The sequence below is a fragment of the Terrabacter sp. Soil810 genome, assembly GCF_001429645.1.
Lineage (GTDB): Bacteria > Actinomycetota > Actinomycetes > Actinomycetales > Dermatophilaceae > Terrabacter.
Map to the genome: position 1 here is coordinate 832,783 of NZ_LMSW01000011.1, position 19,687 is coordinate 852,469.

Genomic DNA, 19,687 nt, shown 5'->3' on the forward strand with positions numbered 1-19,687 from the left:
CGACGCGGTCGCCAGAAATCCGGCCCGTCCATCGTTCTGGCCATGAGCGCACTTACCTTCGTGACGGCAGACGCGCCGTTCACCGACAGCGGGAACACCGCGTGGGTCCTGGCAGCGGCCGCACTGGTCCTGTTCATGACCCCCGGTCTCGCCCTCTTCTACGGCGGCATGGTTCGCACCAAGAGCGTCCTCAACATGATGATGATGTCGTTCATCACGATGGGCACGGTCGGCACGGTGTGGATCCTCTGGGGCTACAGCGAGACCTTCGCCAACGACGTCGGCGGCGGTCTCATCGGAAATCCCTTCGAACACTTCGGGCTCACCGGCGTGCTCGATGCCATCTACGGCTACGTACCGGCCGACGCGGCCGCGGGCACCGCAGCGGCGGGCGGCATCCCCGGCGGGGCCTTCGTCGCCTTCCAGGTCGTCTTCGCGATCATTGCCGTGGCCCTCGTCTCGGGCGCGATCGCCGACCGGGCCAAGTTCGTCACCTGGACCGTCTTCACGGTGATCTGGGCGACCCTCGTCTACTTCCCCGCGGCCCACTGGGTCTTCGCCTTCAACGGCTTCGCGGCCGAGACGGGTGGCTGGATCGCCAACAAGGCGGACGGACTCTTCCTCGGTGGCGCCGGCGCGTACGACTTCGCCGGTGGCACGGCCATCCACATCAATGCCGGTATCGCGGGCCTCGCCCTGGCGATCCTGCTCCGCAAGCGGGTCGGGTGGCCCAAGGAGCCGATGCGTCCGCACAACCTGACCCTCGTCATGATCGGTGCCGGCATCCTGTGGTTCGGCTGGTTCGGCTTCAACGCCGGCTCGGCCCTCAGCGCGGGCACCCTCGCCTCGGGCGTCTGGGTCAACACCCTCGGCGCAACCTGCACGGCCATGCTCGGCTGGCTCATCACGGAGAAGATCCGTGACGGCCACGCCACCTCGCTCGGCGCGGCATCCGGTGTCGTCGCCGGCCTCGTCGCCATCACCCCGGCCTGCGCCACCGTCTCCCCGTGGGGTGCCCTCGTCGTCGGTCTCGCGGCCGGCGTGGGCTGCGCTCTGGCCGTCGGGCTCAAGTTCCGTTTCGGCTTCGACGACAGCCTCGACGTGGTCGGCGTGCACCTCGTCGGCGGCCTCATCGGCACGCTGCTCATCGGCTTCCTCGCCGACGCGACCAACAGCCCGACCGGCACGGCCGGCCTCAGCATGAACGACGGTCTCCTCCTCGGTGGAGGCCTCGGCCAGCTCGGGGCCCAGGCTCTCGGCGCCTTCGCGGTGCTGATCTACTCCTTCGTGGTGACCTTCATCATCGGATGGGTCCTGCACAAGACCATGGGCTTCACGGTCTCCGAGGAGGAAGAGGTCAGCGGGATCGACCTGCTGGAGCACGCGGAGACCGCGTACGACCTCGGCTCGTTCACGGGTGGCAGCCGTAGCCTGCCCTCCTCGGGCGTCGTGGCCGAACGAACCCGACAGCCCGTCGCCGACGAGCCGTCCTCCAAGGAAGGGGCATCCGCGTGAAGCTCATCACCGCCATCATCAAGCCGCACCAGCTCGACGAGGTCAAGGAGGCGCTGGAAGCCTTCGGGGTGGCCGGCATGACCATCAGCGAGGCCAGCGGCTACGGCCGTCAGCGCGGCCACAGCGAGGTCTACCGCGGCGCCGAGTACACCGTGGACTTCGTGCCGAAGGTGCGCCTGGAGGTCCTCGTCGACGACGTCGACTCCGCGGACGTCCTCGAGGTCATCCTCAAGGCCGCCCAGACCGGCCGCATCGGTGACGGCAAGATCTGGTCGGTCCCGGTCGAAGAGGTGGTGCGGGTCCGCACCGGCGAGCGGGGCGTCGACGCTCTCTGAGCGCCGACGGCACGCACGACCGCACCGAGCACGACACGACACACGCAACTCAAGGGGACGGCGAGACCTGACATGACGGATGTGACCTCACGACGTCTGGACCTCGCCGGCACCCGAACCTTCGCGACGCCCGGCGCGGGCCAGACCCGCCGCCGGGCGCTCGCGGAGTTCGGGTTCGGATGGCTCCAGGAGCTCTGGCGCGAGGCGTGCGCGGGGCGACGCCATGAAGGCGTCGCCCTCGCCGCCGTCGGTTCGCTCGCCCGGGGTGACGGCGGACCGCTCAGCGACTACGACCTGGTGCTCGTCCACCACCCACGCGGACTCTCGGGCAAGGAGGTCGGCGCCTTCGCCGACAAGCTCTGGTACCCCATCTGGGACGCGGGGGTCCGGCTCGACCACAGCGTCCGCACCGTGGCCGAATGCCGGGCCGTCGCCTCCGACGACCTCTCCGCGGCCGTGGGGTTGCTCGACCTGACCCACGTGGCCGGTGACGCCGACGTCGTCAACGCGGCCCGGTCCACCGTGGCGCACGACTGGCGCGCCAACGCCCGCACCCGGCTCGGCGAGATGCACGAGTCGGTGCTCCAGCGCCACGCCCGCCAGGGCGACCTGGCCCACCTCATCGAGCCGGACCTCAAGGAGGCCCACGGCGGCCTGCGCGACATGTCGGTCCTGCGGGCCCTCACGGCCGCGTGGCTGACGGACCGGCCGCACGGAGAGGTCGACGAGGCGTACGAGCGCATCCTCGACGTGCGTGACGCCATCCACGTCGTGACGGGGCGGGGCCGCGACCGCCTGACGCGCGACGACCAGGATGCCTGCGCCGCGCTGCTCGGCTACACCGACGCCGACGACCTGCTCACCGACCTGTCGACGTCGGCCCGCACCATCGCGTATGCCGTCGACGGCACCCTGCGGCGCGCCATGCAGTCCCAGCGCGCCAGGACGCTGCGCGTCGGCCCCCGTCGGCCGCAGCTGGCACCGCTGGGCTACGGCCTCTACCGGCACGACGGCGAGGCGGTCCTCGGGCCGTCGGCCGACCTGTCGTCCGACCCGATCATCCCGCTGCGCGCCGCCGTCGTGGCTGCGCGGGGCGGCATCCCCCTGTCGCCGACGACGCTGAAGAACCTCGCCGCCACCGCGCCGGTCCTGCCCGAGCCGTGGCCCGAGGTCGCCCGCAACCTCTTCGCCGACCTGCTGGCGTCGGGCCCCGGCCTCGTCACGGTGTGGGAGGGCCTCGACCTCGCGGGCGTCGTCGAGCGGTGGATCCCCGAGTGGAAGGCGGTGCGCAGCCGCCCGCAGCGCAACGCCGTCCACCGGCACACCGTCGACCGGCACCTCATCGAGACCGTCGTGGCGGCGAGCGGCATGGTCCGCGACGTCGCCCGGCCCGACCTGCTCATGCTCGCCGCGGTGCTCCACGACATCGGCAAGGTGCCGGGCTCGCGGGACCACTCCGCGACCGGGGCCGAGATCGCCGACACGGTGCTCCAGCGCATGGGCGTCACCGACGCCGACCGCGCCATCATCGTGCGGCTGGTGCGCGAGCACCTCACCCTCGTGGACCTCGCCACCCGACGCGACCCCGAGGACCCGGCGACCATCGCCGCGCTCTCGGAGGCCGTCGGCGGGTCGGCCATGACCCTCGACCTCCTGCGCGCCCTCACCGAGGCGGACGCGTCAGCCGCCGGCCCCAAGGCCTGGAGCGACTGGCGAGCCGGTCTCGTCCAGCGGCTCTACCAGGCCTGCCGGACCGCACTCACCGCCCAGACCCCAGGAGAGGGGCCTCTCGTCGTGGAACCGATCGAGACCCTGCCGCTCTCCGACGACGCGCTCGACCGCATCGCGTCCGGAGAGCCCTACGTCACCGTGTCATCCCTCGGTGGCGCCCACCGCGTCGACATCATCGACCGCGACCGCGCCGGCCTGTTCGCCGACACGGCCGGCCTGCTCGCCGCGCACGGCTTCGTCGTGCGCTCGGCCATCGTCCGCACCATCGACGGCCTCGCCGTCAACGAGTGGTGGGTCGACTCACCGGGCAGCGAGACCCCGCTGCCCGAGGTCATCTCGCGCGACCTCGTGCGCGTCGCGAAGGGCGACCGCTCGCCCCTCGGCAAGCTCCAGCGGCGCAAGTCGAGCGGGGTGCGCAGCCCCGGCTCGGGCTCCGTCGACTCGACGCGGGCCATGGTCATCAGCAGCGCGTCCGACAGCGCGACCGTCGTCGAGGTCCGCGCGACCGACCGTCCCGGACTGCTCCAGGACATCGGCATCACGCTCGCCCGGGCGTCGCTGTCGGTGCGCTCGGCGCACATCGCGACGTATGCCGGTCAGACGCTCGACACGTTCTACGTGACCGAGTTCGGGGGCGGTCAGCTCGCGCCGGCCCGCGCCGCGCAGGCCGTCGCGATGATCATCGACACCTGCGACGGCGACTGACCGCGGTTCGATGTGTTCCACGGTCACCCGTGACCGTGGAACACATCGAACCGGGCCCGACGAGGCCGAGCGATCAGTCGAGCAGGCCCGCGTCGCGCAGGTGGACGAGGACGAGCCGGTCGACGGCGGACACCCGGTCGCCGTCGCCGGCCGTCAGCCACGCGATCTCGTCGATCTCGCGTGACGGGACGAGCTCGCCGGTGTGCGTCGCCGTGTAGCAGGTGAGGCGCACGACGAGACCGTCCGTGCGCGCGTCGGCGAGGGCCTCGAACGTACCGACGTGGGCGGCGGTGGCCGGGTCGATGGCCACGGTCAGCTCCTCGTCGAGCTCACGGACCAGTGTCTCGACGTCGCTCTCGCCCGGCTCGCGCTTGCCGCCCGGCAGGTAGAAGCGGTCCCGCCCGGCGTTGCGGGCCGTGAGCAGGCGGCGCTCCTCGAGATGGATCCACGCGATCTTGTCGATGAACGGCGGGGTCGTGGACGGGCCGGCACTGGGGTCACTCACCCGCGCGACCCTACGCGGCGGCATACGCCGTCGGGCCCGCGGGAGGCCACCGAGTCGGAAGTGGTCGGCGGAGCGGATAACCTTGCCGGGTGTTTGCATCCCTGTCTGACCGCCTGACCGCGACGTTCAAGAACCTCCGCGGCAAGGGCCGGCTCACGGAGTCCGACGTCAACGCGACGATCCGAGACATCCGCCTCGCCCTGCTCGACGCCGACGTCGCCCTGCCCGTCGTCAAGCGGTTCACCGGGGCGGTGCGCGAGCGCGCCCTCGGTGCCGAGGTCAGCCAGGCCCTCAACCCGGCCCAGCAGGTCGTCAAGATCGTGCAGGAGGAGCTCGTCGCCATCCTCGGCGGGCAGACGCGCACGATCCGCTTCGCGAAGCAGCCGCCGACGGTGATCATGCTCGCCGGCCTCCAGGGCTCGGGCAAGACGACCTTCGCCGGCAAGCTCGGTACGTGGCTCAAGGGCCAGGGCCACACGCCCCTCCTCGTCGCGGCCGACCTCCAGCGCCCCAACGCCGTCACCCAGCTCGAGGTCGTCGGTGAGCGCGCCGGCGTCCCCGTCTTCGCACCCGAGCGCGGCAACATGGGCGGCCACGACGCCGTCCTCGACTCCGGCGAGGGCACCCGGTCGTTCGGCGACCCCGTCACCGTGTCGCGGATGGGCATCGAGCACGCCCGGGCCAAGCAGTACGACGTCGTCATCGTCGACACCGCCGGCCGGCTCGCCGTCGACGCCAACCTCATGCAGCAGGCCTCCGACATCCGCGCGGCGATCTCGCCCGACGAGGTCCTCTTCGTCATCGACGCGATGATCGGCCAGGCCGCCGTCGAGACGGCCCAGGCCTTCCACGAGGGCGTCGCGTTCACCGGCGTCGTCCTGTCCAAGCTCGACGGCGACGCCCGCGGCGGCGCGGCCCTCTCGGTGGCCGAGATCACCGGCGAGCCGATCATGTTCGCCTCGACCGGTGAGAAGGTCACCGACTTCGAGGTCTTCCACCCCGACCGCATGGCGAGCCGCATCCTCGACATGGGTGACGTCCTGACGCTCATCGAGCAGGCCGAGCGCGCGTTCGACAAGCGCGAGGCCGACGAGATGGCCCGCAAGTTCCTCGCGGAGGAGGACTTCACCTTCGAGGACTTCCTCTCGCAGATGAACGCCATCAAGAAGATGGGCTCGCTCAAGTCGATGCTCAAGATGATGCCGGGCATGCAGGGGATGCGTGACCAGCTCGACGCCTTCGACGACCGCGAGTTCGACCGCGTCGAGGCCATGGTCCGCTCGATGACGCCGTTCGAGCGCACCCACCCCAAGCAGATCAACGGCTCGCGCCGCGCCCGCATCGCCAAGGGCTCCGGTGTCACGGTCACCGAGGTCAACCAGCTGCTCGAACGCTTCGGCCAGGCCCAGAAGATGATGAAGTCGATGGCTCGCGGAGGCGGTGGCGGCCTGCCGGGAATGCCCGGCATCCCCGGCACCGGCAAGCGCGGCAAGCAGCAGCAGCCGCAGCGCAAGAAGAGCAAGAGCGGCAACCCCGCCAAGCGCGCGGCGGAGGAGCGGGCTGCCGCGGAGAAGGCCGCCTCGGGCCGGGCCGCCTCAGCTGCGAGCGCCTTCGGTGCGCCTGGTGCCAACGGGGCCGGGGCCGGTGCCGGCGACGACGCCGACCCGCTGGCCGGCTTCGACCCGTCGAACCTGCCCAAGGGCTTCGAGAAGTTCCTCGGCGGAGGCCGCTGAGCGTTCCGGCCCCACGCCTCCGGCATCCCCTCTCCCCGCGGGAATGCCGGTCGTGCGCTGCGCGCTGACCACTCTGGGGCCACGGGACGTGGGTGTCCGGGTCCCGCGAGGAGGGGTGATGGCGCGCTTCGAGATGACGGCGCCCGCTGACCCGGGCGACGGCGACGGCCTCGACGCGTACTCGCGCACGGTGAGCACCGTGGCCGCCCGGCTCACGCCGCTCGTCGCGAGCCTCCGGGTCAGCCGACCGGTCCGGGGCGGCGCCGTCGAGGGCGGGGGCTCCGCAGTGACGCTGACCGCCGACGGCCTGCTCCTGACCAACGCCCACGTCGTGCACGGCGTCGACCACGGAACGGCGAACTTCTCCGACGGCCGGTCCGTTCCGGTTCACCTCGTCGGCGCGGACCCGCTCTCGGACCTGGCCGTCGTGCGCGCCGAGGAGGAACTCACGCTCCCTCCGGAGTTCGGCGACGCCGACCGGCTCAGGGTCGGGCAGGTCGTCGTCGCCATCGGCAACCCGCTCGGGCTCGAGGGCAGTGTCACCGCGGGCGTCGTCAGCGCGCTCGGTCGCTCGCTGCCGACCCGGTCCGGCAGCGCGTCCCGCTTCGTCGAGGACGTCATCCAGACCGACGCCCTCCTCAACCCGGGCAACTCCGGCGGCGCGCTGGCCGATTCACGGGCCCGCGTCGTCGGCATCAACACGGCGGTCGCCGGGATCGGGCTCGGTCTCGCGGTCCCCATCAACGCGACGACCCGACGGATCATCGAGGCCCTCGTCGAGGACGGGCACGTCCGCCGCGCCTACCTCGGACTCGTCACGGTCCCGGTGCCGGTGACCGACGAGGTCGCGGCCCGACTGGGCCGGCGCACCGCGCTGCGCATCGCGGAGGTCGTCCCGGACAGCCCGGCCGAGCACGCCGGCCTGATCCGGGGCGATGTCGTCGTCGCCGCGGACGGCAGACCGCTGTCCGACGCACAGTCGCTCCAGCGGATCCTGCTGGACGAGGCGATCGGGCGCCCGATCGAGGTCACCGTCCTCCGGGGAGCTGCACTCGTCGACGTCCGCGCCGTGCCGCGGCTGCTGCGCGGGTGACGGAGAGGGACGGGCGGCCTACGCTCGGGTCGTGGTCACCACCGACGGGCGCTCGCGGGTGCGGCTGCCGGACGGGCGGCGCCTCGACGTGTGGCAGGGCGGCGACCCGCTCGGCAGGCCGCTCGTCTTCTTCCACGGCACGCCGGGTGGCCGGCTGCAGGCCGCGCTCGGCGACGGTGCGGCGGCGCGCGCCGGGGTGCGGCTGATCGCGTTCTCGCGGCCCGGCTACGGCGGGTCGACGGACGCCCGCACCACCCTGTCGTCGGTGGGCAGGGATGCCGGGACGGTCGCCGACGTGCTCGGGCTCGACGCGTTCGCCGTGCTCGGCGTCTCCGGGGGAGGGCCGTATGCCGTCGCCGCTGCAGCCGTCCTGCCGCACCGGGTGCGCGTGGTCGGGGTCGTCGCCGGCATCGGACCGCTGCTCGAGCTCGACCCTGCCGCTGCCGACGACCCCGCGGTCCGTGCGGCACTCGCCGGGGACGTCGACGCGGCCATCGACCTCCAGGACGGCGCGATGACCGACCGCGCCCAGCAGAGCGGGCCGGGTGGTCGCACCGCTCGTGCGCCGGCGGTGCGCGTGGGTGGCTTCGTCTCGCCCGAGATTCTCGAGCCCTGGACCGCGAGCGGCCGACCGGGCGTGCCGTCCTTCCGCGGCGTGTCGCGCGACGCGCTCGCCTTCACCGCGGGCTGGGACGTCGCGCTCGACGACGTCCGCGCACCGGTCCACCTCTGGTACGGCGACCGCGACCGCACGGTCGGGCTGGAGCACGGGTGGTGGCTGCACGCGCACCTGCCGACGTCGCGGCTCGTCGTCCGCGAGGGTGCCGGACACCTCGCGACGCTCATGGCGCACTGGGCCGACGTCCTCACGGATCTGGCGCGGGACGGAGGTTAGGGTCGGTGCCATGAGTGCACCGGTGCTCCACGTCCGCGGTCGGGTGCTCGTCTGTCCCGACGATGTCGTCGACGAGCTGTGGGTCATCGGGGGGCGCGTCTCGTTCACGCCGCCGACCGACCGGACCGACGAGCAGACGCTCGAGGGCTGGGTGCTCCCGGGGCTCGTCGACGCCCACTGCCACGTCGGTCTCGGGCCCCACGGCGGCGTGCCACGCGACGAGGCCGAGCAGCAGGCGATGACCGACCGCGACCGCGGCACGCTCCTCATCCGCGACGCCGGCCAGCCCGGCGACACCCACTGGGTCGACGAGCGTGACGACCTCCCCAAGATCATCCGCGCTGGGCGGCACATCGCCCGCACGCGGCGCTACATCCGCAACTACGCCCACGAGGTCGAGGAGGACGAGCTCGTCCGCCACGTCCGGCTCGAGGCGCACCGCGGTGACGGCTGGGTCAAGCTCGTCGGTGACTGGATCGACCGCGACGTCGGCGACCTCGCACCCAGCTGGTCGCGCCAGGCCGTCGCCGACGCGATCGCGGCCGCCCACGAGGAGGGCGTGCGTGTCACGGCCCACTGCTTCGGCGAGGAGTCGCTGCGCGATCTCGCGGCCGCCGGCATCGACTGCATCGAGCACGCGACCGGCCTGCGCGAGGACTCCATCGACACCTTCGCCGCCCAGGGCATCGCCATCGTGCCGACCCTCGTCAACATCGCCCAGTTCCCCGACCTCGCCGAGCCGGCCAAGGCGAAGTTCCCCGACTACCACCGCCACATGCTCGACCTGCACGAACGGCGCTACGCCACGGTCGGGGCGGCGCACGAGGCGGGCGTGCCGATCTACGTCGGCACCGACGCCGGCGGCAGCCTCCCGCACGGTCTCGTCGCGCAGGAGATGGTCGAGCTCACGAAGGCGGGACTCACGAACGCCGAGGTCGTCGCGGCCGCGACGTGGGGAGCGCGCGAATGGCTCGGCAGACCCGGCATCGTCGAGGGTGAGGACGCCGATCTCGTCGTCTACGCGTCGGACCCGCTCGCCGACGTCACCGTCGTCGCCGACCCGAGCGGCGTCGTGCTGCGAGGTCGCGTTGTCGCCTGAGCACCAGTCCGAGCCCATGTCCGAGTCCGCTCCCGACGAGCCGCCGCTCACCGCAGCGGGCGAGCGCGTCGAGGTGCGGCCCCCGTCGTCGGCCGACATCGAGCCGTATGCCGCGGCCGTGACCCTCTCGGAGCGGCGCCTCGCGGACTTCGCGATGCCCAACCCGCACAACCTGCCGGTCGTCCTCGACAACCAGTCGCCGACCTACCGCACCTTCATGGTGCACGCCCTCGACGCCGAGGGGTCGCACGGCCTCGTCGGCCGCATCAACGTCGCCAACGTCGTCGAGGGGGCCTTCCGCAGCGCGACCGTGGGATACGACTCCTACGACCCGTATGCCGGCCGCGGTCTGTTCGTCGAAGGGCTGCGCCTCACGCTCGACCTCGTCTTCGCCGACCAGCCGCACGGCATGGGCCTGCACCGCGTCGAGGCGAACATCCAGCCGGCGAACCACCGCTCGGCCGGGCTCGTGCGCTCGCTCGGCTTCGTCCACGAGGGCTTCTCGCGCGACTTCCTGCACCTGCCCGGCGTCGACGGGCGCCGCGACTGGCGCGACCACGACCGCTTCACGATGCTGTCCACCGACTGGCCCGCCGCGCCCTACCGCCCGCACGGCCACCGGCGCATCGCCTGCGTCGTCAGCGGCTCGGGGCCGGCGGCCTACGGCGCCTACGGCGGCACGAGCCTCGCCTCGGCGCTGGCGGCCGAGCTCGGCATCCCGCTCTACTCGTCATCGATCGTCGAGAGCACGGCGACGCTGTTCGAGCTGCTCCGCGTCTCGCCCGTCGGCGGGGTCGTCGAGTGCCGGCTCACCGGCACCGAGCTGCGGATGGGACTGGCCCGCGCGGGCTTCGAGCCCTCCGGGGTGCCGGTGCTCGAGGGTGCCACCGACGTGTCCCGGCGCGAGGTCGTGCGCCACGCCCTCGCGGTCCGGGCGGCCCACGCCTGAGCGATGCGGACGGCATACGCCATCGGTGGTCGCAGGCGTGGGGACGCCGTCTGCGGGGTGCGTGTCCGGAGCACCCCGTCCGGTCTGGCAGAATGGAGGGCTGTACCCGTCCGGCCCCCAACGGCTGGACCGGACGCCTACACACCGAGCGTCGGCACCCCGGCTGAACCCAGTCGGTCTCGCCGCGCTCACTACTGGTTGAGGAGACCGCCACCATGGCAGTCAAGATCCGTCTGAAGCGCATGGGCAAGATCCGTGCACCGTACTACCGCGTCGTCGTCATGGACTCGCGCACCAAGCGTGACGGCCGTGCCATCGAGGAGATCGGCAAGTACCACCCCACCGAGCAGCCGTCGCTCATCGACATCGACATCGAGCGCGCGCACTACTGGCTGGGCCAGGGCGCGCAGCCGACCGAGGCCGTCGCGGCGCTCATCAAGATCGTCGACGGGGGCAAGCTCCAGACCAAGGAGCCGAAGACGCCGAAGAAGGACCTCTACGAGGCCGCGATCGCCGCTGCCGGTGGCAAGAACGACGCCGGCACCGACGGCCCGACGCCGCGCAAGAAGGCCGCCAAGAAGGCCGAGCCCAAGGCTGAGGCGAAGGCCGACGAGCCCAAGGCCGACGAGGCGACCGAGGCTCCGGCCGAGGCCGCCGGCGACGACACCGCGAAGGCCGAGGCCTGAGCATGCTCGAGGAGGCGCTCGAGCACCTCGTCAAGGGCATCGTCGACCACGACGAGGACGTCGTCGTGGTCCGCAAGGAGCTCCGCCGCGGTGAGCTGCTCGAGGTCCGGGTCCACCCCGACGACCTCGGCCGCGTCATCGGCCGCTCCGGCCGCACGGCGAGCGCGCTGCGCACCGTCGTCGGCGCCCTCGCGGGCAACAACAACGTGCGCGTCGACATCGTCGACACCGACCGCGTGCGCTGAGCGCTGACGACTCCCACGCGAGTCACCCGAGAGGGGCGTCCCGGATGACCGGGACGCCCCTCTCGCGTCCCCGCGCCCGTCCTTCGCGCACCGGTCTCCGACGGTCGCCAAACCTGAGAGGATTCGGCTCATGAACGTCGTCCTCGCCCGCATCGGCAAGCCCCACGGTCTGCGGGGAGAGGTGACCGTCCAGCTGCACACGGACGACCCCGAGACCCGCTTCGCCGTCGGCACCGTCATCGCGACCGAGGCCGAGCCGGGGTCCGGTGTGCCGACCGCGCTGACCATCGCGTCGACGCGGGTGCACCGCGGCATCTGGCTCATCACCTTCGAGGAGATCCCCGACCGCGCCGGCGCCGAGAGCCTGCGCGGCACGCGGCTCGTGCTACCCGAGTCGAACCCCCAGGCCGAGGACGAGGCCTTCTACGAGGAGGACCTCGTCGGGCTCGAGGCCCGCGACCCGAGCGGCGAGACCGTCGGCACCGTGAGCGGCCTCGAGATCGGCCCCGCCCAGGACCGGCTCGTCATCACCCTCACCGACGGCGTCACGGCCTACGTCCCGTTCGTCAAGCGCATCGTGCCCGTCGTCGCCGACGACCACGTCGTCGTCGACCCGCCGCCCGGGCTCTTCGACCTCTACCGCGAGGGCACCGAGTGACCGTGCCCGACCCGCGTCCCGACCCGCGTCCCGACACGCGTCCCGACACGCGTCCGGCCATGCGCGTCGACGTCGTCTCGATCTTCCCCGACTACCTCGCCCCGCTCGACCTGTCGCTCATCGGCAAGGCGCGCGAGGACGGCCTCCTCGACGTCCGCGTCCACGACCTGCGCGACTTCACACACGACCGCCACCGCACCGTCGACGACACCCCGTACGGCGGCGGAGCGGGCATGGTCATGAAGCCGCAGCCGTGGTCGGAGGCGCTCGGCCACGTTCTCGCACAGGACAACCCGTCGGCCGCGAAGCCGCGGCTCATCGTCCCCGGCCCCGGTGGGCAGCCGTTCACCCAGGCACTCGCACGCGAGCTCGCGCACGAGCCGTGGCTCGCCTTCGCCTGCGGACGCTACGAGGGCATCGACGAGCGCGTCTACGACCACGCCCGCGAGGACCTCGGCCTCGAGGTCTCCGTCGTGAGCCTCGGTGACTACGTCCTCAACGGCGGCGAGGTGGCCGTGCTCGCGATGGTCGAGGCCGTCGGGCGGCTCGTGCCGGGCGTCATCGGCAACGCCGTGTCCCTCGTCGAGGAGTCCCACGAGGACGGCCTGCTCGAGTACCCCATCTACACCAAGCCCGCCGCGTGGAACGGCCGCGACGTCCCGCCGGTGCTCCTCTCGGGCAACCACGGGGCGATCGCCGCCTGGCGCCACGAGCAGCGGCTCGCGCGCACCGCAGCCCGCCGGCCCGACCTGCTCCACGCCTCGCACGCGGACTCGGACGGGGGGGACGTCGTGATCAGCGCCGCGACGCCGGGCGACGTCCCCGAGCTCGCCGTGCTCATGCGGGCGTGCTGGGTCCAGGAGGCCCTCGCCAACGACACCCTCGACATCCCGGCCCTGCTCGAGAGCCTCGACGACGTCCGGGCGAGCCTCGACACGACGCAGACCTGGGTCGCCCGCAGCGGCGGGCGGCTCGTCGGCGCGGTCCGCACGGTCCGGGGCGGCCCCGACGGTGACGACTGGTTCGTGGGACGCCTCTGCGTGGCCCCCGACCTGCAGGGTCGCGGACTCGGCCGACGCCTCCTCGAGCACGCCGAGTCGACCGCGCCGGACGGCATACGCACCTTCACGCTCAACACGGGCGCGCGCAGCGCCGACAACCTGCGGATGTACAAGAAGGCTGGCTATCGCCTCGTCGACGCGCCCGCGCCCATCCCGGGGGCGGTCACGCTCGTCAAGCGTCGCCGCGGCTGACGCGGGCGGCCCTCCGTCACGACACGAGGGCGGCGCCGAGGTCGGCGGGCAGCAGGAGGCGGCGGCGGATGAGCGAGGCCTGCACGCCGGCGGTGATCGACTGCGTCGCCATGATCGCGAAGAGGACCAGCACCTGCGCCGTCGCGGCCTGGACGGCACTGCCGCCGCCGAGCATGACGCCGATGAAGGCGCCGGGCAGGGTGACGATGCCCGACGTGCGCACCTGGTCGAGGCTCGGGACGATGCCCTCGGGCACCCGGCGGGCGATGATCTCGTCGATGGCCTGGCTCGAGGTGAGACCGAGCGACAGCGACGCCTCGTACTGCCCGTGCTCCTCACGCAGCGCCGCGAAGGTGCGCCGGCCGACGAGGGTGTGCACCGTCATCGTGTTGCCGATGACGATGCCCGCGATCGGGATCACCGCGATGCCCGTCAGCGGCACCGAGCCGGTGGCCAGCACGATGGCCACGACCGGCACCACGCCGCACGCCATCGCCGCGGCGGCCCACGGCCACGTGCGGGGTGCGTCGACGCGCCTGGACGTCGTCACGACCGCCATCGCGAACATGACGAAGACGGCGACGAACGAGAGCCAGAGCGAGCCCACGACCGCGGTGATGATGAGCGCGACGAGCGAGAGCTGCACGACGGCGCGCGCACCGGCGACCACCGACGCTCGACCGAGGCCGATGCCGCCGAGGCGGTTGGCGACGACCGTCACCGCAAGGAGGATGACGAGGCACAGGGCCACGGGCCAGCCGGGGGAGACGTCCACGGGCCCACGCTAGGGCACCGACCGCCGCCGCCAGCGGCACCCCGACCGGGTCGGCGGCCGGGGTCGGCGACCGGGCCGGCGGTCGGGTCGGCAGGCGCGGTCAGGTGGGCGCCGATTTCTGGTATGCCGTGTGCTCTGGCAGACTTGCTCCTTGCGTCCGGCACACGACGGCCCCTGCCACAGGGGGAGTCGGGTCACCACCGAGCTCGACCAGATCCACCGGTGACTCGACGCGGCCCGACGGACGCGACCCACACCTTTGTGACGAGTGGCCTGTGGCACCCAGGAAAGCGAAGCATCATGCACACGTTTGACGAGATCAACGCCGCATCGCTGCGCTCGGACGTTCCCGAGTTCCGCGCCGGCGACACCCTCAAGGTCCACGTCAAGGTCATCGAGGGCACGCGCTCGCGCGTCCAGGTGTTCCAGGGCATCGTCATCCGTCGCCACGGCGGCGGCATCGGCGAGACCTTCACGGTCCGCAAGATCTCCTTCGGTGTCGGCGTCGAGCGCACCTTCCCGGTGCACACCCCGGTCATCGACAAGATCGAGGTCGTCACCCGCGGTGACGTCCGTCGCGCGAAGCTCTACTACCTCCGTGGTCTGCGCGGCAAGGCCGCCAAGATCCGCGAGAAGCGCGACAGCATCCCGGCCAAGACCGGCGCCAAGAGCTGACGACCTGCTGACGCAGCCGTCCGTCTAGTCACGCGAGGCGCGGTGGACCCCGAGCGGGCCGTCCCGGAGACATCCGGGACGCCGCCAGAGACGGGATCCGCCGCGCCTTCGTCGCGCCCGGGTGCCCCAGCGGCGTATGCCGCGGCGCGGCGTCACCGGTGGCTGCTCGGTCCCGCGCTCCTGCTGCTCGCGATCGTCGTCATCCGGGCCTTCCTCGTCACGCCCTTCGGCATCCCGAGCGAGTCGATGCAGGACACGCTGCTCATCGGCGACCGCATCCTCGTCAGCCGCACCACGGCCCCGGCCGACCTCCAGCGCGGCGACATCGTCGTCTTCGACGCGTCCCAGGCGTTCAACCTGCGCGTGCCGGAGCGCGGCATCGTGCAGACGCTCGTCGAGGCGGTCGAGAGCCTGGCCGGCAAGGGCCAGCCCACCGACTACGTCAAGCGCGTCATCGGCCTGCCGGGCGACCACGTCCGGTGCTGCGCGGCCGACGGACGCCTCGAGGTCAACGGGGTCGCCGTCACCGAGCCCTACGTCGCGCCCGGCCAGAAACCGAGCAGCATGTCCTTCGACGTGACGGTCCCACCCGACCGGTTCTGGGTCATGGGAGACAACCGCGGCTCGTCCGCCGACTCCCGGGCGCACCTCGGCGACCCGGGTGGCGGCATGGTCCCGGGGGACGACATCATCGGCAAGGTTTGGGTGCGATACTGGCCGCTCGGTCGGCTCGGATCGGTCGACCAAGGACCAGTTGCCTCCGTCCCACGAAATGGTGAGTGATGTCGCAGTACACCGGACGCCCCGAGGACCCGACGCGCGGGCGCTCGGCTGACGACACCGACGGTGACCTCGACGACGACGACCTCGATGACGACTACGACGACGAACCCCGCGGTTTCGGCGCGACGATCCTCGCCGGCACCAAGGAGCTCGTCATCGTCGTGGTCCTCGCCATGGCGCTCTCCTTCGTGGTCAAGACGTGGCTCTTCCAGGCCTTCTACATCCCGTCGGGCTCCATGGAGAACACCCTCGTCAAGGACGACCGCGTCATCGTCAGCAAGCTGACGCCAGGCCCCCTGGACCTCAAGCGCGGCGATGTCGTCGTCTTCGAGGACCCCGGTGTGCCCAGCCCCTGGCTCGGCGACCTCTCCGAGGTGCACAGCACCGTCGGCGGTCCCTTCCACGACGCTCTCGTCTTCGTCGGCCTGCTGCCGGAGGACTCCGAGAACCACCTCATCAAGCGCGTCATCGGGCTGCCCGGCGACCACGTCCAGGCCGACGGTGACACCGGCAAGCTCAAGGTCAACGGCGTCGAGATCACCGAGCCCTACGTCAAGCCGGGCGACTACCCGAGCGAGGGCAAGAAGTTCGACATCACCGTCCCCGCCGGCCGCGTCTGGGTCATGGGCGACCACCGCTCCGACTCCTCCGACAGCCGCTGGCACGACGACGGCACGGGGGCCACGGGCTCCGTGCCGATGGACAAGATCGTCGGCCGCGCCCTGTTCGTCGTGTGGCCGATCGACCACGTCACGTGGCTCGGCGTGCCCGAGCGCACCTTCTCGCAGGTGCCGTCGCCCACGACGCCGTCGACCACCCCGACGAACAAGGCGACGGTCAACCCGAGCCAGAGCGGTAAGCCCGCGTCCACGGCGACGAAGGTCGCGGCCGGCTGATCGGCGCGGGCGTCACCATGGCACGACCAGCACCCTCCAAGAAGCCCTCGCTGCGGGTCGAACGCGCCCTGCAGCGTTCCGGTCACCGTCTGCTCGCCGGCATGGACGAGGTCGGACGCGGCGCGCTCGCCGGCCCCGTGAGCGTCGGCGTCGTCGTCATCGACGAGACCGTGCGGTCGGCGCCGATCGGCGTCAAGGACTCCAAGCTCCTGACCGAGCGGGCCCGCACGGTGCTCGTGCCGCGCATCCAGCGGTGGGCCGTCGCCTACGCGGTCGGGCACTCCAGCCCCGAGGAGATCGACGAGATCGGCATCATGGGTGCGCTGCGCCTGGCCGGACTGCGAGCGCTGGGCGGCCTCGGCGTCGTGCCCGACCTCGTCATCCTCGACGGCAACCACGACTGGCTGACGGCCGCCACCGAGGTGGGGCTCTTCGCCTTCGCCGACGACTCCGGTCCGACGACGCCGCCCGTGACGACGATGATCAAGGCCGACATGAAGTGCTCCTCGGTCGCCGCGGCGAGCGTGCTGGCCAAGGTGGAGCGCGACGAGATGATGGTGGCCCTCTCGGCCGGCCACCCGGCATACGGCTGGTCGCTCAACAAGGGCTACTCCGCGCCCGAGCACATGGACGCGCTGGCGCGCCTCGGCCCGTGCGAGCTGCACCGGCGCTCGTGGCGTCTGCCCGGCGTGTACTCCGATGCGCCGGTCGAGGTGTTGAATGAGGGGACGGAGACGTTCGCTCCGGTGCCCACCACGGCAGAGCAGACAGGGACGGCGATCAGGTGAGTTCGGAAGATCTCGAGAAGTACGAGACCGAGATGGAGCTCCAGCTCTACAAGGAGTACCGCGACGTCGTCGGCCTCTTCACCCACGTCGTCGAGACCGAGCGCCGCTTCTACCTCGCCAACTCGGTCGACGTGAAGGTCCGCTCCGACGGCGGTGAGGTCTTCTTCGACGTGACGATGGCCGACGCGTGGGTGTGGGACATCTACCGGCCGGCGCGCTTCGTCAAGAACGTGCGGGTCGTGACGTTCAAGGACGTCAACGTCGAGGAGCTGCCCAAGCCCGACATCAAGCTGCCGGAGAACGGCGACTTCAGCTGAGCCCACGGGGTTCGTCCACACCCCCTCGCCGATCGCGTATGCCGTCCACAGCCTCGCGCTGACGGGTGTCCCCGCCCGGTCGGTGCCGGGAGGGTGGTCGCCATGGACCTCTCCACCCGCGCCCTCGGCGACTACGGCGAACGGCTCGCGTGCCGCTACCTGCTCGGCCAGGGCCTGACGATCCTCGACCGCAACTGGCGCTGCGTGCGGGGCGAGATCGACGTCGTCGCCGTCGACGGCCGCGAGCTCGTCGTCTGCGAGGTCAAGACCCGCACGAGCGAGGCCTACGGCGCACCGTTCGAGGCCGTGACGTGGGCCAAGCAGCGCCGCCTGCGACGACTGGCCGGACTCTGGCGCGACGACCACGACGATCTCGCGCGCGGTCTCGCCCTGCGCATCGACGTCATCTCGATCCTGCGGCCGCGACGTGGCCGGGCACGGCTCCAGCACCTGCGGGGGGTGTGCTGATGGGACAGGGACTCGGACGCACGCGGTCGGTGGGGCTGCGCGGCGTCACCGGCTTCGTCGTCGACGTCGAGGCCCATGTGGCGCCGGGCCTGCCGGGCTTCGCGATCAGCGGTCTCGGGGACTCGGCGGTGAAGCAGTCGTCCGACCGGATCAAGGCGGCCGCCGGCCTCATCGACGACATGGTGGTGAGCCAGCGACGGGTCACGGTCAACCTGTCGCCGGCGGGGGAGCGCAAGGTCGGCACGGGGTTCGACCTCGCCATCTTCGTCGCGGTGGGCGCCGCGATGAGGCTCGTGCCCACCGCGGTCGTGCGCGACGTCGTGCACATCGGGGAGGTGGGCCTCGACGGCACGGTGCGCGCCGTCCCGGGGGTGCTGCCGCTCGTGCGCACGGCAGCCATGGCGGGCGTGCGCCACGTCGTCGTGCCGGTGGCCAACGCCGGTGAGGCCCGGCTCGTGTCCGGCGTCCAGGTGCATCCGGTGGCCGACGTCCCCGAGCTCGTCCGGCGCTACGACGCACTGGGCAAGGGCAGAGGCGTCGAGGACGTGCAGGTGCCGGCCGCCGTGGAGCCGCCGCCCGAGCCCGTGCGCGACCTCAGCGAGGTCGTCGGGCAGGCCGACGCGAAGCTCGCCCTCGAGATCGCGGCCGCTGGTGGTCACCACCTCCTGCTCGCCGGGCCGCCCGGCGCCGGCAAGACGATGCTGGCCGAGCGGCTGCCGGGACTGCTGCCGGCGCTGGGCGAGGCCGAGTCGATGGAGGTCACGGCGATCCACTCGGTGCTCGGCGCCCTCGGGGCCGGCGAGGACGTCCGGCTCATCTCGAGGCCCCCCTTCGTCGCGCCCCACCACGGTGCCTCGCAGGCCGCCGTCATCGGTGGTGGCAGCGGGCACATCCGTCCCGGCGCCATCACCCAGGCCCACCGCGGTGTCCTCTTCCTCGACGAGACACCAGAGTTCGAGAAGGGCGTGCTCCAGTCGCTGCGCACCCCGCTCGAGCGCGGGACGGTCTCCATCGCCCGCGCCCAGGAGACCGTGACGTTCCCTTCGCGCTTCCAGCTCGTCCTCGCCGCCAACCCGTGTCCCTGCGGCAACGGCTGGGGCAAGGGTCTCGACTGCACGTGCACCCCACTGATGCGCCGGTCCTACTTCGGCAAGCTGAGCGGGCCGCTGCTCGACCGGGTCGACCTCCAGGTCCACGTCCAGCCTCCCGGGCTCTCGATGGCCGGGGCGGCACCCGGCGAGTCCTCCGCCGCGGTGGCGTCCCGGGTGGCCGGTGCCCGCGACGCGCAGGGAGAGCGCTGGCGGGCGGTGCTCGGACGACGTCGTGGCGTCAATGCCGACGTCCCCGGCTCGGTGCTGCGCGGCCGGCCCTGGCGGCTTCCGACCTCAGCGACGACCACCCTCGACCGCGCCCTCGAGAGCGGGGCCCTCAGCCTCAGGGGCTACGACCGCACGCTCCGGTGCGCCTGGACCATCGCCGACGTCATGGGTCTGCAGCGGCCCGGGCGCGCGGAGGTCGACCTGGCGCTGTCACTGCGCCACCGGGCCGGGGCGGCCGCATGAGGGCGGCTGCACCGGACCGTC

At 72.2% G+C, this 19,687-nt stretch carries 21 protein-coding genes; 19 read left to right on the top strand and 2 right to left on the bottom strand.

From position 1 onward, the window contains the following. Positions 1-42 precede the first annotated feature (42 nt). The 3 genes from ASG96_RS09760 (at position 43) to ASG96_RS09770 (ending at position 4,286) form a co-directional block, all read left to right on the top strand. Positions 43-1,515, top strand: a complete 1,473-nt coding sequence (locus tag ASG96_RS09760) for an ammonium transporter (protein WP_057587835.1) — start codon at positions 43-45, stop codon at positions 1,513-1,515. Next, positions 1,512-1,850, top strand: a complete 339-nt coding sequence (locus ASG96_RS09765; RefSeq protein ID WP_020142775.1) for a P-II family nitrogen regulator — start codon at positions 1,512-1,514, stop codon at positions 1,848-1,850. The genes ASG96_RS09760 and ASG96_RS09765 overlap by 4 nt, the downstream gene beginning before the upstream one ends. A 72-nt stretch (positions 1,851-1,922) precedes the next feature. Then, complete coding sequence (locus tag ASG96_RS09770) at positions 1,923-4,286, top strand: [protein-PII] uridylyltransferase (protein ID WP_056753842.1); 2,364 nt, start codon at positions 1,923-1,925, stop codon at positions 4,284-4,286. A 73-nt stretch (positions 4,287-4,359) separates the two neighbouring features. On the opposite strand, the gene ASG96_RS09775 is transcribed toward ASG96_RS09770, so the two are convergent. After that, a complete protein-coding gene (locus ASG96_RS09775) occupies positions 4,360-4,791 on the bottom strand; it encodes an NUDIX domain-containing protein (RefSeq protein ID WP_082588542.1) in 432 nt (143 codons plus the stop codon). A gap of 89 nt (positions 4,792-4,880) precedes the next feature. Between ASG96_RS09775 and ffh the strand changes: the two genes are divergently transcribed. From ffh to trmD, 9 genes are all read left to right on the top strand, one after another. Further along, positions 4,881-6,524, top strand: a complete 1,644-nt coding sequence (ffh, locus tag ASG96_RS09780) for a signal recognition particle protein (protein WP_057587836.1) — start codon at positions 4,881-4,883, stop codon at positions 6,522-6,524. 118 nt (positions 6,525-6,642) lie between these two features. Further along, positions 6,643-7,617 (top strand): S1C family serine protease, encoded by a 975-nt coding sequence (locus ASG96_RS09785; protein ID WP_235509124.1) that lies wholly within the window; start codon positions 6,643-6,645, stop codon positions 7,615-7,617. 31 nt (positions 7,618-7,648) lie between these two features. Next, on the top strand, positions 7,649-8,512 hold the full coding sequence (locus tag ASG96_RS09790; RefSeq protein ID WP_057587837.1) for an alpha/beta fold hydrolase: 864 nt from the start codon (positions 7,649-7,651) through the stop codon (positions 8,510-8,512). A 10-nt stretch (positions 8,513-8,522) separates the two neighbouring features. Then, positions 8,523-9,611 (top strand): amidohydrolase family protein, encoded by a 1,089-nt coding sequence (locus ASG96_RS09795; protein ID WP_057587838.1) that lies wholly within the window; start codon positions 8,523-8,525, stop codon positions 9,609-9,611. Between the two features lie 16 nt (positions 9,612-9,627). After that, on the top strand, positions 9,628-10,560 hold the full coding sequence (locus tag ASG96_RS09800; protein WP_057587839.1) for a GNAT family N-acetyltransferase: 933 nt from the start codon (positions 9,628-9,630) through the stop codon (positions 10,558-10,560). Positions 10,561-10,775: 215 nt separating this feature from the next. Further along, a complete protein-coding gene (gene rpsP, locus ASG96_RS09805; protein WP_056753854.1) occupies positions 10,776-11,246 on the top strand; it encodes a 30S ribosomal protein S16 in 471 nt (156 codons plus the stop codon). Between the two features lie 2 nt (positions 11,247-11,248). Next, positions 11,249-11,491: an RNA-binding protein gene (locus ASG96_RS09810; protein ID WP_020142764.1), complete on the top strand. Its 243-nt coding sequence runs from the start codon at positions 11,249-11,251 to the stop codon at positions 11,489-11,491. 130 nt (positions 11,492-11,621) lie between these two features. Beyond that, positions 11,622-12,149, top strand: a complete 528-nt coding sequence (gene rimM / locus ASG96_RS09815) for a ribosome maturation factor RimM (RefSeq protein WP_056753856.1) — start codon at positions 11,622-11,624, stop codon at positions 12,147-12,149. Positions 12,150-12,208: 59 nt separating this feature from the next. After that, entirely contained in the window at positions 12,209-13,402 is a 1,194-nt protein-coding gene (gene trmD, locus ASG96_RS09820; RefSeq protein WP_057588381.1) for a tRNA (guanosine(37)-N1)-methyltransferase TrmD, read from the top strand. Between the two features lie 16 nt (positions 13,403-13,418). Here trmD and ASG96_RS09825 read toward each other — a convergent pair whose 3' ends face one another. Beyond that, positions 13,419-14,177 carry an ABC transporter permease gene (locus ASG96_RS09825; RefSeq protein WP_056753859.1) on the bottom strand — a complete coding sequence of 253 codons (759 nt, stop codon included), beginning with the start codon at positions 14,175-14,177 and terminating at the stop codon, positions 13,419-13,421. 300 nt (positions 14,178-14,477) lie between these two features. On the opposite strand from ASG96_RS09825, the gene rplS reads away from it, so the two are divergent. From rplS to ASG96_RS09860, 7 genes are all read left to right on the top strand, one after another. Beyond that, entirely contained in the window at positions 14,478-14,852 is a 375-nt protein-coding gene (gene rplS / locus ASG96_RS09830; protein WP_056753862.1) for a 50S ribosomal protein L19, read from the top strand. A gap of 42 nt (positions 14,853-14,894) precedes the next feature. Further along, entirely contained in the window at positions 14,895-15,635 is a 741-nt protein-coding gene (gene lepB, locus ASG96_RS09835; RefSeq protein ID WP_056753866.1) for a signal peptidase I, read from the top strand. Continuing rightward, complete coding sequence (gene lepB / locus ASG96_RS09840; RefSeq protein WP_056753868.1) at positions 15,635-16,531, top strand: signal peptidase I; 897 nt, start codon at positions 15,635-15,637, stop codon at positions 16,529-16,531. The genes lepB (ASG96_RS09835) and lepB (ASG96_RS09840) overlap by 1 nt, the downstream gene beginning before the upstream one ends. A 17-nt stretch (positions 16,532-16,548) precedes the next feature. Beyond that, positions 16,549-17,319 carry a ribonuclease HII gene (locus ASG96_RS09845; RefSeq protein ID WP_056753871.1) on the top strand — a complete coding sequence of 257 codons (771 nt, stop codon included), beginning with the start codon at positions 16,549-16,551 and terminating at the stop codon, positions 17,317-17,319. After that, complete coding sequence (locus ASG96_RS09850; RefSeq protein ID WP_028785386.1) at positions 17,316-17,636, top strand: DUF2469 domain-containing protein; 321 nt, start codon at positions 17,316-17,318, stop codon at positions 17,634-17,636. The genes ASG96_RS09845 and ASG96_RS09850 overlap by 4 nt, the downstream gene beginning before the upstream one ends. Before the next feature lie 102 nt (positions 17,637-17,738). After that, positions 17,739-18,104 carry a YraN family protein gene (locus ASG96_RS09855; protein ID WP_057587840.1) on the top strand — a complete coding sequence of 122 codons (366 nt, stop codon included), beginning with the start codon at positions 17,739-17,741 and terminating at the stop codon, positions 18,102-18,104. Further along, on the top strand, positions 18,104-19,666 hold the full coding sequence (locus ASG96_RS09860) for a YifB family Mg chelatase-like AAA ATPase (protein WP_057588382.1): 1,563 nt from the start codon (positions 18,104-18,106) through the stop codon (positions 19,664-19,666). The genes ASG96_RS09855 and ASG96_RS09860 overlap by 1 nt, the downstream gene beginning before the upstream one ends. The last annotated feature ends 21 nt before the right edge of the window (positions 19,667-19,687 follow it).

Coding starts and splice junctions, on each gene's coding strand:
- ASG96_RS09760 (WP_057587835.1), top strand. CDS start 43: ATGAGCGCACTTACCTTCGTGACGGCAGACGCGCCGTTCACCGACAGC.
- ASG96_RS09770 (WP_056753842.1), top strand. CDS start 1,923: ATGACGGATGTGACCTCACGACGTCTGGACCTCGCCGGCACCCGAACC.
- ASG96_RS09785 (WP_235509124.1), top strand. CDS start 6,643: ATGGCGCGCTTCGAGATGACGGCGCCCGCTGACCCGGGCGACGGCGAC.
- ASG96_RS09795 (WP_057587838.1), top strand. CDS start 8,523: ATGAGTGCACCGGTGCTCCACGTCCGCGGTCGGGTGCTCGTCTGTCCC.
- ASG96_RS09800 (WP_057587839.1), top strand. CDS start 9,628: ATGTCCGAGTCCGCTCCCGACGAGCCGCCGCTCACCGCAGCGGGCGAG.
- rpsP (WP_056753854.1), top strand. CDS start 10,776: ATGGCAGTCAAGATCCGTCTGAAGCGCATGGGCAAGATCCGTGCACCG.
- ASG96_RS09810 (WP_020142764.1), top strand. CDS start 11,249: ATGCTCGAGGAGGCGCTCGAGCACCTCGTCAAGGGCATCGTCGACCAC.
- rimM (WP_056753856.1), top strand. CDS start 11,622: ATGAACGTCGTCCTCGCCCGCATCGGCAAGCCCCACGGTCTGCGGGGA.
- trmD (WP_057588381.1), top strand. CDS start 12,209: ATGCGCGTCGACGTCGTCTCGATCTTCCCCGACTACCTCGCCCCGCTC.
- rplS (WP_056753862.1), top strand. CDS start 14,478: ATGCACACGTTTGACGAGATCAACGCCGCATCGCTGCGCTCGGACGTT.
- lepB (WP_056753868.1), top strand. CDS start 15,635: ATGTCGCAGTACACCGGACGCCCCGAGGACCCGACGCGCGGGCGCTCG.
- ASG96_RS09845 (WP_056753871.1), top strand. CDS start 16,549: ATGGCACGACCAGCACCCTCCAAGAAGCCCTCGCTGCGGGTCGAACGC.
- ASG96_RS09855 (WP_057587840.1), top strand. CDS start 17,739: ATGGACCTCTCCACCCGCGCCCTCGGCGACTACGGCGAACGGCTCGCG.
- ASG96_RS09860 (WP_057588382.1), top strand. CDS start 18,104: ATGGGACAGGGACTCGGACGCACGCGGTCGGTGGGGCTGCGCGGCGTC.